Below are 13,369 nucleotides of genomic sequence, written 5' to 3'. Positions count from 1 at the left end.
GTGAGCTGGGGACGCAGTTAGTATAAGGCTCGGGCCGGGAAGAGGACACTCTTCCCGGCTTATTTGCGTTTTGGGGCAGTTTATTCGGGTGTTTTCCCACATAGCGCTATGTGGGGTGAAATGTACCGCCTGTCTGATTGCAAAGTGAAGGATCCGACCAGGGGCGGCCCGCCCCGGCATGATCGAGCACCTGGAAGGCATCGACCTGGACGGCGACGGCATCCCGGACATCCCCTTCGGCTCTCCGCCGCCCCAGATGATGGCCGACCCCATGGCCCGCATGCAGTGGCAGGCCATGATGCAGAACCGCCAGCAGGCCAGCCAGGCCAGACAGATGCGTCGTGCTCAACGCAAGGCCGTCAACAACGAGGCCCTTCTGGCCCACCTGCGGGCCAATGACCAGCTGTTTGAGCACGTGAAGCGTTGGATCGAGGCCTTCGTGGAGTCGCTGCCGGGGAAGATCCAGCGCGCCGTGCTGGAACAGGTGGAGCGCACCCCCGGTGCGTTCCTGGAGATGTACTCCGAGCTGCGCCAGCACCTCATGGAAGAGTTCGGGATGACCGGAATGGCAAAGAGAGGGACTTCAGGCGGATATTCCGTGCAGGGCAATCCGGCCTTCGCTCCGGCTGCCAGAGATCCTCGGCAGGCGGTCCGGCAGGCCATGGCAGGCCGCATGAGCCCGCCCCAGCTCGAAAGCGCCGGAATGATCGACGAGCGCACGCCCGGCGTAGCCCGCGCTGCCGAACGCGCCGCCCTGATCAAGCGCGTCAAGGCGGGCGGAGCCAGGGAAGGCGATCTGCTCAAGTACCTGGAACTGTCCGGGCTGTAGGGAAGCTGCAAAGACGGGCCGGGCGCGCTGCCCGGCCCGTCGGACGAACTTTCCATGGCATGCGGCAGTTCACTGCATCTGCCGCCGCAATCATACCCGACACAAAACAAGGAGAACGCAATGGCTTTTGAATTTGAACCGTCAAACCCCTTCAACCTTGCGGCCAGTCCCAACACCCCAAGCGAACCGGCGCAACAGGCACCGGACGTCCAGGCGCAGCAAAACCAGCAGGCAATGCCGGAGCAGAAGCCGTTCGGCTGGACCGACTGGGCCAAGAAGTCCGCCATGAAGAATGGAGACTACTTCGAGCATGACAATAAGATCTTTAACCAGCGCGACGGGAAGACTTTTCTCGTGACAGGCGACGGCATGGGCGACGTGGAACTGGATGAAGGGCAGGCTGGTAAGCTCCAGGCAGAGAGGGAAGAAAAACGCAAAGCGGATGCTGCACTTCAGGAGGAGCGCAAGAATGCCCAATGGACGGACCAGGGGTATTCACCTGACCCGGACGGGCCTCGCGTAAAGCAGTTTGAGGGGCCGATCGATAGAAAGGAGTTCATGGAAGGTCTTGTGAATGAAGGCAAGCCAAGTGATGAGCAGATGTGGAATTCCTCTCGTTCGCGGCAAGGAGGAAGGATTATTGGGGGAGCAGCTGGTTTTCCTGACCTGGAAGGATTGAGAGATGCCTATGGAGCTGGGAAGAATGCGCTAGAAGGCAAAGAGCTATCAGACGCTGAAAAGTGGCAACTCGCCTACAACGGGGGGCGTGTTGCCGCGTATTACTTGGGAGGAAAGATCGTCAAGGGGGTGCTGAAACGGTAGTTGAGTGGATGACGTGACGAGAGTATTGTTCTGCGGGTGGGGCTTTCCTATTCGCAGAACAAGTACATTCCTAAAAATGTAAAGTAATATGCGATAGACATTGCGACAATGAATGAAAGAATCCGTGCGAAGAGTCTCATGGTGGTGAATTCATCCTGCCATAAGCCAAGAACACTTAAATCCGAAAAACATGTTGAGCGCGATGTTGATTATTACGAATTCGTAGACGGCAAGCCGCATCGTCTCTAAAATAAATTGATCAGTTTTGTCTGTCATGAAGTTAAGGCTCAAGTATATGTTGGTTAAAAATTCTTGTAGATGCAATTATACAGGTCGACGTAAAAGTTTCGTCTCGTGTGCGCATAGTGCAGCGCTGGATAAAGCACAGAGAGAAATAGTGTGGAGATGGTTAGCTTGGCAAGAAACTGCCGCCAACTACGTGCATTAGGCGCGTGGGAAGGCTTGAGGGCTTCGTCTGGTGGAGTTGTTGTCATGGGTAATCCTGCTGATCGCAAGTAAACAGCACAGATTCGATATCGCCTGTGCTGTTGTCGTGTCAAGTGTGCATGGTTGGATTGTCTGGCTGGACAGTGACGCCCATCACTTAACGCCACGCCCCCCTACCGCACCTCGTCCAGCAGCGCGTCCAGAAGCCCGGCCAGTTCCTCCGGCGTGCGGTGCAGCGGCGCAAGCTCCCGTGCGGCCCGGCGCGGGTCGATGGGCACGCCGACCTCTGCGGCGGCGCTGTCCAGCACTCCCCGGATCTTCATCTGGTCGACAGGCGCGTCCTGGCCTGTGCAGCGATCTTCCAGCACCACGAACTTGTCCGCCCCGAACCTGCCCAGAAGTGCAGTTGGCAGCGCCTCGCGCAGTCCGTCGGCAACGCTTAAGAGCAGGGCGTCGGCCTTGTCGTGCCCGTGGCTGGCGTTCACCTGCCGAAGCCGCGCCACGTTCCAGATGGAGAGCCGCGCCGTCTGCCTTCCCCTGGCGCAGTCGCGCAGGGCCTCCTCGGCCTGGGTCAGGAAGCCGTAGCGGTTGCACAGCCCCGTCAGCGGGTCCTGCCCGGCAATCAGGCGCTCCTGTTCCCAGAGTTTCAGGAGCTGCGTGATCAGCAGCAGAAAAGACAGATACGACAGGCTGTGCGAGAGGAAGCTGTAGAAGTGGTAGGAAAAGTGGTCGAAGCGTCTGCCCGCCAGCCAGTCGGTCAACTCAATGGACGTGGCGCAGGCGAACACCGTGATGAGCCCCAGCCGCCAGCCCCCGGCCACCGTGAGCATGATGAGCGGGGTCAGGTACACCACGCTCAGGTTGATCTCGTACCCGGTGGCGTAGTCCAGCCAGGAGATGGCCAGCAGGTAGGCCACGCCCTGGAGCGTGGTTGCGCGCCGGTCGCGCCGCATGGCGATGATCCGGTCGGACCACCAGGATTGGAGGCGGGGTGCTTTCATGGCCTGTTCTCCCTTCCTGGGACCGCTCCGGGATGCCTCGGGAAAAGCGGACCCTTCCCAGGATCCGTCACGATGGATGTCAGATGGCTCGATTCCCCGGTCATGGGTTCCCCCGTTTCGCGTCAGGATAAGCGCGTCCGCGCTCTGAAATCCAGATGATTTTTCAGCACTTGGTTGCAAAGCGGCTGTTTTCGGGGCATCAAACAGCAAACACGGAGAAAAGGACGCGACATGCCCTGGAGTCCCAAGCTGCCCGACAAGCTCTACCAGCGCTCGCTTTTTTCCTGGGTGCTCACCAGCAACCTGAAGCTCCAGGGCATCCTGCTGGCCATCATCGTGGTCACGGTGGCCATCCGGGTGCTGCCCCTGGAGATGCAGAAGAAGATCATCAACGAGGCCATCGGCGAGCAGAAAGTGCAGCTTCTGTTCATGTACTGCTCCTATTACCTGGCCGCCGTGGTCAGCTCCTCTGCCCTCAAGTTCGCCATCAACGCCCTCCAGGCGAAGATCGGCCAGGAAGCCCTGGCCGAGATGCGCAAAAAGCTCTACGCGCACATCCTCACCCTGCCCATCGGCTTTTTTCGCAAGGCCAGCCCCGGCATGATCGTGTCCTCCCTGGTGACCGAAGTGGCCAACGCGGGCGACTTCATCGGGCAGGCCATCGCCGTGCCCGTCACCAACATCCTGACGCTCCTGGCCTTCGCGGGCTACCTGTTCTACCTGAACCCGCTGCTGGCGGGCCTGTCCATGGTGCTCTATCCGCTGGCGCTCATCTTCGTGCCCATGATGCAGAAGCGCTCCAACGACGCCAACCGCGAGCGCGTGGACACAGGCCGCAAGATGTCCACCATGATCGGCGAGGCGGTGTCCGGCATCCACGAGATCCACGGCAACGCGTCCTTCAAGCACGAGAACGCCCGCTTCGCCGACATCACCGACAAGCAGTACAAGGTGCGCCTGCGCTGGACCCTGTGGAAGTTCGCCATCAAGAACTCCAACAACTTCTTCCAGTCCCTGGGGCCGTTCGTGCTGTTTTTGGTGGGCGGCTGGCTGGCCATCCACGGTCGCTTCGACCTGGGCGCGCTGGTGGCGTTTCTCTCGGCCAACGAGAAGCTCTACGACCCCTGGAAGGAGCTCATGGACTTCTACCAGTCCTGGCAGGACGCCAAGGTGAGCTACAACCGGGTGATGGAGTACTTCGCCGAAGACTGCGAGTTCGCGCTGGTGCCCGCCGAGGAGCGCGCGCCCCTGACCCTGCCGGGCAAGATCGACGTGAAGGATTTGGTGATGGAGGCGCCGGGCGGCATCAAGCTCCTGAAGGGCGTGTCCGTGTCGCTGGAGCCTGGGCAGCATCTGGCGCTGGTCGGCTTCTCGGGGTCGGGCAAGTCCACCCTGGCGCTGTGCATCGCCCAGATCTACAAGTATTCCAGCGGGCAATGCCTGTTGGCCGGGCACGAGATCGCCCAGATGGCCAAGTCGGACCTGGCCGAGAACATGGGCTTCGTGCCGCAGCACCCCTTCATCTTCGAGGGCTCCATCAAGGAGAACCTGCTCTATTCGCTGAACGCGCGCCAGGTGTCGCGCGGCGAGGATCCGGCCGCCAACGAGCCGAGCCTGGACGAGCTGATCGAGGTCACCCAGCAGGTGGGCCTGTTCCTGGACGTGTTGCGCTTCGGACTGAACACGGTGTTCCGCAAGGGCAAAAAAGAACATCTGGTCCAGAAGATCATCGCCATCCGCGAGGCCTACTACGAGGACCAGGGCGAGGACCTGAAAAGCCTGGCCGAGTTCTTCGACGAGGGGCGCTACCTGCTCTATTCCTCGGTGGCGGCCAATCTGATCTTCGGCAACCCCAACGACGAATCCTATCTGCCTGAACGCCTGACCGACAACGCGGACTTCAAGGAGTTCCTGGTGCAGGCCGGGCTCGAGCCCATCCTGCTGGGCCTTGGGCGCGAGCTGACGCTTCGCACCGTGGACATTTTGAAGAACGTGCCCGGCGCGGACGCCTCCTTCTTCGAGCAGACCCCCGTGCTCCAGGAGGAGTTCGAGGCCTACTCCCAGCTGGCGGAGCGCCTGGAGCGGGCCGGGGCCGGATTCGACGGTCTGGGCGGCGAGGAGCGGGCCATGCTCCTCAATCTGGCGCTGCGTTTCACGCCGGGACGCCACACCATCGCCGCCCTTCCTGCGACCACGGAGCGCGCGCTGCTGGAGGGCCGGGCCGGATTCATGGCGCGCATCGCCGAGCACGCCCCGGAGAAGGTCACGTTCTATCGGCGCGACAACTACATCCACGCCCAGACCATTCTGGACAACATCCTCTTCGGCAAGCTGAAGACCGAGAGCACCAAGGTGCTGGACCGGGTGAACAAGTCCATCATCCGCCTGCTCATCCAACAGGACATGCTGGAGCGCATCGTGGAGTTGGGGCTGGAGTTCCAGGTGGGCACCCACGGCGACCGCCTCTCCGGCGGGCAGCGCCAGAAAGTGGCCCTGGCCAGGGCCTTCCTGAAGGAACCTCCGCTGCTGCTGCTGGACGAGGCCACCGCCGCCCTGGACAACGCCTCCCAGACCCGAATCCAGAACCTGCTGGACTCCAAGTGGAAGGGCCGTTCCACGGTGATCGCCGTGGTGCACAGGCTGGACACAATCAAGGGCTACGACAAGATCGCGGTCATGAAGGCCGGACAGATCGTGGAAACCGGTTCCTATCAGGAACTCATCGACAGGAAGGGGATGCTCTATGAGCTCGTCCACGGAACAAAATCAAACGCCTAACGCCTGCGGATACGACAGCTTCCTGGACATCATCAGGGGCCTGCCCATCTACTCCAGGGTGCCCCTGGACGTGAGCAAGGTGCTGGCCTACCTCTGCACCTCAGAGACGTTTGCTCCCGGTGATTGCCTGTTGCGCCAGGGCGAGCATGCCGAGGCCTTCCATTACCTGACCTGCGGGCGCGTGGAAGTCAGCAGGCAGGACAACGGCAGGGACGTGGTCATAAAGACCCTGGGGCAGGGTGACACTCTGGGCGGGCTGGCCCTTGTGCTGGGCGGCAGGAGCCTGTTCACCGTGCGCGCCGTGGAGGAGACCACGGCCATGACGCTTACCCGCGAGAAGTTCCTGAAGACCGTGCAGCGCTTCCCGCAGGTGGAACCGGCCATGCTCCAGTCCCTGGCAGAGCACGTGCTGGCCTGGGAGGAACGCTTCCTGGCCCGCCACCCCGAGGAGTTCGTCGCCATGGGGCAGGACTTCGGTCTCACCCTGTTTTGATCAGGCGCGGATTGCCGCGCGTCTTGTGCGGCGTCCCGTTTTCCCGCTGTCTGGGCCTGTCGGCGCAAGGCGTCCATTGAGGGCCGGGAAGGGCCAATGCACGAGGTTTGACACGGAGCTTTATCCCGGCTACGTCCTCCAAAATTGCGCGGGAGCCCTTGATGCAAGACCCCCATGTCCTTTTTGAAGAGTACGCCGCCAAGTCGCGGCTGAAGATGACTCCTCAGCGGCGCCACATCCTGGACGTCTTCCTGGAGCAGCAGGGCCACATGACCTCCGAGGAACTCTACGAGCGGGTCAAGGCCTCCTACAAGTCCATCGGGCAGGCCACAGTGTACCGCACCCTGAAGCTGCTCTCCGGCTCCGGCATCGCCAAGGAAGTGGACTTCGGCGACGGCGTCACCCGCTACGAGCGCCAGCACGGCGACGACCACCACGACCATCTGATCTGCGAGAACTGCGGCAAGAACGTGGAAGTGCTGGACGAGACCATCGAAAAGCTCCAGGCCGAGGTGGCCGCCCGCCACGGCTACAAGCTCACCCGGCACAAGATGTACCTGTACGGAATCTGTCCGGAGTGCGGGAAGGGGTAAGAAAAGAGAATATGCCTCCGGCGGCCAAAGGAACTTCGTTCCTTTGGAATCCTGTACCGCTTCGCGTAGAGAGCGAGAGAAAATATAAGGGCCGACGCTGATGCGTCGGCCCTTTTGTTGTCGGAGAGAGGGCTTTTTGAAAAACATGAATATGTTTTTTTAAAATATAAACAATGGTTCTCTTATGTTAGCACCATGACTCGTCTGAGTCCATAATGAGGGCGCTCCTCGATTCCTAAAGCACCCGCAGATGCACGGGCTCTGCCTTCACGAAGGGAAAGGCCTTGATTTTCTCGAGAGCGGCGTCCACGTCGCGCTGTCTGGCGTGGTGGGTCATGAACACGATGGGCACCACGGACTCGTCTTGCGTGTCCGGGGCAACCTTCTGCACGGCCTGGTAGATGGAGATGCCCACATCCCCCAGGGCCTTGGCCAGCGCGGCCAGCACGCCGGGCTTGTCCTCCACGGTGAACCGGAAGTAGCGGCGGCTGGTCTCTTCCTCGGGGGGGAGGGTCTGCGCGGGCGGCAGCACCTTCTCGGGGAAGCCCGTGTTGTTGGGGGCCGCGCCGTCGCGCGCCAGGGCCATGATGTCGGCCAGCACCGCGCTGCCCGTGGGGCGTCCGCCCGCTCCCTGTCCGTAGAGCATCACCGCGCCCACGGCGTCGCCCACGATGCGCACGGCGTTGAACGCCCCGTGCACCTGGGCCAGCAGGTAGCTCTTGGACAGGAGCATGGGGTGCACCCCGGCCATGATCTTGCCGTCGATGTCCTTGGCCTGGCCGATCAGCTTCACCTCGCAGCCGAACTCATGCGCGAAGGCGATGTCCAGCGGCGTGACGTGGGTGATGCCGGTCACCGGCAGGGCGCTGAGCGGGTAATCCTGTCCGTAGGCCAGGCGGATAAGCACGACGAGCTTGTGGGCCGCGTCGAAGCCTTCCACGTCCAGGGTGGGGTCGGCCTCGGCGAAGCCTTTCTTCTGGGCCTTCTTGAGGGCGTCCCCGTAGGAGAGGCCCTTGCAGGTCATGCGCGAGAGGATGAAGTTGGACGTGCCGTTCAGGATGCCGGTGACGGCCATGATCCTGTTGCCCGCCAGGGACTCCTTGAGGGTCTGCACCACGGGGATGCCCCCGCACACGCTGGCCTCGTAGTACAGGCCAACGCCCTTCTGCGCGGCCAGGGCGAAGAGCTCCTCGCCCTTTTCCGCCAGCAGGTGCTTGTTGGCCGTGACCACGTGCTTGCCCGAGGCCAGGGCCAGGCGGATCAGGTCGTAGGCGGTGGTCAGGCCGCCCATGAGCTCCACCACGATGTCCACGTCCTCGGCGGCGGCCAGTTCCAGCGGGTCGGCCACGAAGCGCGCCCCGGCGGGCAGGGGGGTGGGGCGCACCTTGGACGGGTCGCGCACGGCCATGGCCGTCACCGCCACGGGGCGGCCCAGGCGGCGCTCGATCCACTCGGCGCTGTCGGCCAGGATGGAGGCGAGGCCCTGTCCTACCGTGCCGAATCCGGCCAGACCCAGGCGGACGGGCTGTGCGGCAAGGGCGGCGCTCACGCGCCCCCCGACAGGGCTTTCTTGATGCCGCGCACTGCCTGGTTGATGCGGTGGCGGTTCTCCACAAGGGCGAAGCGCACGTGGTCGTCGCCGAAGTGGCCGAAGCCCAGGCCCGGCGACACGGCCACATGGCCTTCCTTCAGCAGCAGCTTGGCGAACTCCACGGAGCCCATCTTGCGGAACTCCTCGGGTATCTGCGCCCACACGAACATGGTGGCCTTGGGCGGCGGAACGTCCCAGCCCGCGCGGTGCAACCCCTCGATCAGGGCGTCACGGCGGTCCTGGTAGATGTCGCAGATTTCCTTCACGCACTCCTGGGGGCCGTTCAGGGCCACGGCTGCGGCGATCTGGATGGGCTGGAAGATGCCGTAGTCCAGGTAGCTCTTGATGCGCGTCAGGGCGTAGACCATGTCCGGGTTGCCGCAGCAGAAGCCCACGCGCCAGCCCGCCATGGAGTAGCTCTTGGAGAGCGAGTAGAACTCCACGCCAACGTCTTTCGCGCCCTTGGCCTGCAGGAAACTGGGCGCCTTGTAGCCGTCGAAGCACAGGTCCGCGTAGGCGAAGTCGTGGATGACCAGCATGTCGTGCTCTTTGCAGAACTCGACGATGCGCTCGAAGAAGGCGATGTCCACGATTTCGGCGGTGGGGTTCTGGGGATAGCTTATGATGAGGAGCTTGGGCTGGGGCCAGGTCTGCTTGGTGGCGTTCAGCAGGTCCTCGAAGAAGTCGCGGCCTTTGCCCAGGGGGATGCGGCGCACGTCCGCGCCGGAGATCACCGAGGCGTAGGGATGGATCGGATAAGCCGGGTCCGTGGCGAAGACCACGTCGCCGGGCTGGAGCATCACCAGCGCCAGGTGGGCCAGACCCTCTTTCGCGCCCATGGTGACCACCACTTCGCGGTCGGCGTCCAGCTCCACGCCGTAGTTGCGCAGGTACCAGTTGGCCATGGCCAGGCGAAGGCCGGGGATGCCCTTGGATGCGGAATAGCGGTGGTTGACGCCTTTCTGCGATGCCTCGATGAGCTTGTCCACGATGTGCTTGGGGGTGGGGATGTCCGGGTTACCCATTCCCAGGTCCACGATGTCCACGCCCTGGCGGCGCATCTGCATCTTGAGTTCGGTGACGACGGCAAAGACGTAAGGGGGCAGGCGCTCCATGCGCGCGAACTTGTGCATCGCGAACAGCTCCTTATATGGTAGGTGAATTCGGGAAATGTAACGAGGCCGGGCCTTGGTGTCAAAGGGGCAGATGGGTTGGATATCAAGATGGCGCAATGGATAACGATGGTTCCGGTGGGGTCTGGGGTGGCTGCGGAAAAGGCTCAGGATGGTCCGGTTAGCGGAACGATGCAGGCGGAGGACCTGGTCGCGTCAGCCAGTCCTTCCGTCCGTGTGGAAGGGGGTATTTTGATCCTTGACCATGGCGTGTGTTGCAGTTATGAGCAATGGTTCGCGGAGAGGTGGCCGAGCTGGCCGAAGGCGCTCCCCTGCTAAGGGAGTATACTGGCAAAACCGGTATCGCGGGTTCGAATCCCGCCCTCTCCGCCATATTTTGCAAGAAAAAGCCCCGGACGTTCACGTCCGGGGCTTTTTCTTGCCGGGCCGTCCTGGCAGTTCATCGTTCGCAGGTCTGTGCCGGGGCGGTTTTCCTCTTGGCGATTCGCATCACCACCTGCCGGAACTCCTCTGCGTCGATGGGCTTTGAGATGTAGTCGTCCATTCCGGCGGCCAGCAGGCGCTCCCGGTCGCCCCGGAGGGCGTAGGCGGTCAGGGCCACGATGGGCACGTGCGGGTCGCATGTCTGCCCCGAGCGTATCAGCGCCGTGGCCTCTTCGCCGCCCATCTCCGGCATGAGGACGTCCATGAGCACCAAGTCGAACCCTCCGTCCTTCAGCTTCTCGATGGCCTGTCGGCCATCCTCCACCGCAGTGACCTGATGCCCCCAGCTCTCCAGGACGCAGGTGGCGAACAGACTGTTCACCTGATTGTCTTCCGCGAGGAGGATGTTGAGCGCAGGGGTGGAATCCTGGTCCTGGGGCGCGGGTGTTTCGTCCCTGGGGACCGGTTCGACCCGCCCGAACTCGGCCTCGAAGGAGAAGACGCTGCCCTTGCCGGGTTCGCTCTCAGCCCAGATGGAGCCGCCCATCATGCCCACCAGCGCTTTGGATATGGCCAGGCCCAGGCCGGTGCCGCCGTATTTGATGTGCGCGGATGACGTGATCTGTTCGAAGTTGTTGAAAATGGAAGGAAGCTTGTCGGGGGGGATGCCTATGCCCTCGTCCTCGATGACGAACAGCAGCCTGGTGTTTTCCGCATCCTCCGGTCCGGTCCGGGTGACGGTCATGGTCACGTGGCCCTTGGGGGTAAATTTCACGGCGTTGCCGACCACGTTGGTGAGTATCTGGCGGAGCCGTCCGGCATCCCCCACGACCCAGTCAGGCACTTCGGGCCCGGTGCGTACGGTGATGGAAACCCCCTTGTCCTGTGCGAGGATCTTCATGGGCGTCAGTGTGGATTCGATCACCGTGCCCAGGTCGAAAGGCTCCTCCGCCAGGGTCACCTTGCCTGCCTCAATCTTGGAAATGTCCAGGATGTCGTTGATTATTTCCAGGAGTGACAACCCCGATTGCATGGCCAGTCGCAGGAACTCCGCGACGTCTTCCGGCAGGTCCCGCTTCAGGGCCAGCTGCGTCATGCCCAGGATGCCGTTCATGGGGGTCCTGATCTCGTGGCTCATGTTGGCCAGGAAGTCGCTCTTGGCCCGGTTGGCCTTTTCCGCCTCCTCCTTGGCCTGGCGCAGGTCCATCTCCAGATGCTTGAGTTCCGTGATGTCCCGGGCGATCTCCATGACGGAATGAACCTGCCCGCCCCTGGAGAACTCGGGGGTGAAGCGGGTGTGGAAATACCTCCGGCCATCCATCGTGTCGTATTCCCACTCCAGCATGTAGTCCGCGTGGGTGGAAAACACCTCGTCGACGGCCAGTTCAAGGCGTTCGCGCAGTTCCAGGGGCATCATGGAGCCGATTTGCTTGCCCATGAGCTGGGAGGGCGAGGCTCCCTTGAGCCCGGCGATGGCCGGGTTGGCGTAGATGTACCGGCGCTCCCTGTCGTATCTTGCGATGATGTCCGGGGCGTTTTCGGCCAGGGCGCGGAACTCCTGCTCGCGCTGGTGGATTTCCTCCGCGCGCTGCTGAGCCTCCTCCCGGGACTGGAGCAGTGAGTCCTCCAGGCGTTTGCGCTCGGTGATGTCCTCGCTGAAGATGATGATGCCGCCCGACTCCCCCGTGGCCGTGTTCCAGGGGTGGATTTCCCAACGTATCCAGAGTTCAGTTCCGTTGGGCCGTTCGAAGCGCTCGGCTTCGGCCTGTTCCACCGCCCCGGCCAAACATCTGCGATGAATCTCCCTCCACCGTTCCGGGAGTTCGGGGAACACCTCGTAGTGGCTGCGCCCCAGGATGTCGGCCGAGTCGAGGTGGTAGTCCGTCAGCCAGCGATTGCTTGCCGCAAGGTATTCCATGTTGGTGTTGAACATGGCGATCGCCGCCGGGGCGTGCCGCACGAACAAATGGAGGCGTTCCTCGTTAACGCGCAACTCCTCGTTGAGGCGATTGCGTTCGCTCTCCGCCGCAAACAGGGCGGTGAACACATCGAACATGGACACGCCTTCCCGCTGGGCCTCCTGCCTGGCGACGAGCACCGCGACGAGGAGGTAGAACGCCCCCAGATATTGCGAGGACCTGGCGAGCCAGTTGAGCAGGCTGCCATACGACGTCTGGAAGAAGATGCCCGCTATGCCAAGTGCGAAAAGAGCCAGCGACAGGGAATACCAGTACAGAAAGGGAATCTTCAGGCTCAGGTGCGTCAGCATCAGGATGGATGCCGAGATGGACATGAAAATCATGGAGCACAGCAGGACAACGGCGCGAATCGGGGTCGGCCCCGCGCCTTGGACGAAAAAGACGGGGTAATGGCCATGGTACGCGGCTGCGGCGATCAGGGCGGCAAGCCCGGCAACGCAGCAGTAAGCCATGATGATCGTGAAGGTTCTATGTCGCTGCGCGCTGGGGGAATGGCGCATGCTCGTCACGAAGAAGCTGCTGGCCAGCAAAAGAACTGAAGCCGCAAATATTGTGGAGTTGTGTACTGCGACAGTGAAGTTGACGTTGCGTATCGGGTCGACGTTGATCCAGTAGCTGGTGATTATGGAGCCGGTTCCGTAGCACGCCAAGCCGCTGCCGAGGAGCATTATGCTGGACAGGCCGGTGTTGATGTAGGCCCGGGCGGATATGAACGAGATGCTCAGTGGGATGGCGGCCTGGAATATGAACGTGAGAAACGACGAGAGCTTTGGATATATGTAAAGATCTTGCGGATTGGAAATGACGAGCTGCGGCAGCGCAAAGACAATCACTGCGATGGGCAACAGGCCAAGCGTTTCAAGTCGCATGATCTTAGAAAGGTTAAATTTATTCATGAATCCTATCCTGTGCGGGTTGCGCATGGCCGGGGTCGAGTGCAATTGGCCGGGTCCGGGTTGTCCGCCTGCTTGAAGCAGGGTGCGTGCAACTCGTCACAATCCGCTGCAGCCGTCTCCGTCGAAATTTAAAAATGAGTACATCAATCCTGCAAGCATGTGCAACGCTTTGTGACCAAATAGATGAACGAGGGGAATGCTCAAGGCGAGAGTTGTGACTTTCCGGCTTCTGCAAGCTGCGTCTGCCGCAAAAGAGATTGCCGGGACCGCCCGTGGGGGAAGGCGGCCCCGGCGACGGCTTGGGAGGTCCGTCCCTATGCGCAACAAATATGAGTGGAAGCCCCGGGGACGCCGGACACATTGATAGAATCCGGTCGCCAACGT

The 13,369-nt window shown here is 61.9% G+C and carries 9 protein-coding genes and 1 tRNA gene; 6 read left to right on the top strand and 4 right to left on the bottom strand.

What is annotated here, in order from left to right:
• The first annotated feature begins 178 nt into the window (after positions 1-178).
• Positions 179-829 (top strand): hypothetical protein, encoded by a 651-nt coding sequence (locus G453_RS0110740; RefSeq protein WP_027191075.1) that lies wholly within the window; start codon positions 179-181, stop codon positions 827-829.
• 120 nt (positions 830-949) lie between these two features.
• Positions 950-1,651: a hypothetical protein gene (locus G453_RS0110735; RefSeq protein WP_027191074.1), complete on the top strand. Its 702-nt coding sequence runs from the start codon at positions 950-952 to the stop codon at positions 1,649-1,651.
• Positions 1,652-2,271: 620 nt separating this feature from the next.
• Here the strand turns inward: G453_RS0110735 and G453_RS0110725 are convergent.
• Positions 2,272-3,099 (bottom strand): diguanylate cyclase domain-containing protein, encoded by an 828-nt coding sequence (locus G453_RS0110725; RefSeq protein ID WP_027191073.1) that lies wholly within the window; start codon positions 3,097-3,099, stop codon positions 2,272-2,274.
• A 231-nt stretch (positions 3,100-3,330) separates the two neighbouring features.
• Between G453_RS0110725 and G453_RS0110720 the strand changes: the two genes are divergently transcribed.
• The 3 genes from G453_RS0110720 to G453_RS0110710 all read left to right on the top strand — a co-directional run bounded on the left by G453_RS0110720 (position 3,331) and on the right by G453_RS0110710 (position 6,963).
• Entirely contained in the window at positions 3,331-5,877 is a 2,547-nt protein-coding gene (locus G453_RS0110720) for an ABC transporter ATP-binding protein/permease (RefSeq protein WP_027191072.1), read from the top strand.
• On the top strand, positions 5,843-6,370 hold the full coding sequence (locus G453_RS0110715; protein WP_027191071.1) for a cyclic nucleotide-binding domain-containing protein: 528 nt from the start codon (positions 5,843-5,845) through the stop codon (positions 6,368-6,370). The genes G453_RS0110720 and G453_RS0110715 overlap by 35 nt, the downstream gene beginning before the upstream one ends.
• A gap of 161 nt (positions 6,371-6,531) precedes the next feature.
• Positions 6,532-6,963: a Fur family transcriptional regulator gene (locus tag G453_RS0110710; RefSeq protein ID WP_027191070.1), complete on the top strand. Its 432-nt coding sequence runs from the start codon at positions 6,532-6,534 to the stop codon at positions 6,961-6,963.
• A gap of 235 nt (positions 6,964-7,198) precedes the next feature.
• Here the strand turns inward: G453_RS0110710 and G453_RS0110705 are convergent, their stop codons facing one another.
• Entirely contained in the window at positions 7,199-8,512 is a 1,314-nt protein-coding gene (locus G453_RS0110705; protein ID WP_027191069.1) for a homoserine dehydrogenase, read from the bottom strand.
• Positions 8,509-9,687, bottom strand: a complete 1,179-nt coding sequence (locus tag G453_RS0110700; protein WP_027191068.1) for an aminotransferase class I/II-fold pyridoxal phosphate-dependent enzyme — start codon at positions 9,685-9,687, stop codon at positions 8,509-8,511. Before G453_RS0110700 ends, G453_RS0110705 begins: the two co-directional genes overlap by 4 nt.
• A gap of 278 nt (positions 9,688-9,965) precedes the next feature.
• Between G453_RS0110700 and G453_RS0110695 the strand changes: the two genes are divergently transcribed.
• A tRNA-Ser gene (locus G453_RS0110695) sits at positions 9,966-10,059 on the top strand.
• Positions 10,060-10,126: 67 nt separating this feature from the next.
• On the opposite strand, the gene G453_RS26270 is transcribed toward G453_RS0110695, so the two are convergent.
• Positions 10,127-12,985, bottom strand: coding sequence for a PAS domain-containing sensor histidine kinase (locus G453_RS26270; RefSeq protein WP_169725315.1), 2,859 nt, complete (start codon positions 12,983-12,985; stop codon positions 10,127-10,129).
• Positions 12,986-13,369 lie beyond the last annotated feature (384 nt).

The organism is Fundidesulfovibrio putealis DSM 16056 (assembly GCF_000429325.1).
Classification (GTDB): Bacteria; Desulfobacterota; Desulfovibrionia; order Desulfovibrionales; family Desulfovibrionaceae; genus Fundidesulfovibrio; species Fundidesulfovibrio putealis.
The sequence above is the reverse complement of the archived record's forward strand: the minus strand, read 5'-3'. Positions and strand labels throughout refer to the sequence as shown.

Excerpts from the sequence above, each read along its gene's own strand:
- G453_RS0110740 (WP_027191075.1), top strand. The coding sequence starts at position 179 with ATGATCGAGCACCTGGAAGGCATCGACCTGGACGGCGACGGCATCCCG.
- G453_RS0110735 (WP_027191074.1), top strand. The coding sequence starts at position 950 with ATGGCTTTTGAATTTGAACCGTCAAACCCCTTCAACCTTGCGGCCAGT.
- G453_RS0110725 (WP_027191073.1), bottom strand. The coding sequence starts at position 3,099 with ATGAAAGCACCCCGCCTCCAATCCTGGTGGTCCGACCGGATCATCGCC.
- G453_RS0110720 (WP_027191072.1), top strand. The coding sequence starts at position 3,331 with ATGCCCTGGAGTCCCAAGCTGCCCGACAAGCTCTACCAGCGCTCGCTT.
- G453_RS0110715 (WP_027191071.1), top strand. The coding sequence starts at position 5,843 with ATGAGCTCGTCCACGGAACAAAATCAAACGCCTAACGCCTGCGGATAC.
- G453_RS0110710 (WP_027191070.1), top strand. The coding sequence starts at position 6,532 with ATGCAAGACCCCCATGTCCTTTTTGAAGAGTACGCCGCCAAGTCGCGG.
- G453_RS0110700 (WP_027191068.1), bottom strand. The coding sequence starts at position 9,687 with ATGCACAAGTTCGCGCGCATGGAGCGCCTGCCCCCTTACGTCTTTGCC.
- G453_RS26270 (WP_169725315.1), bottom strand. The coding sequence starts at position 12,985 with ATGAATAAATTTAACCTTTCTAAGATCATGCGACTTGAAACGCTTGGC.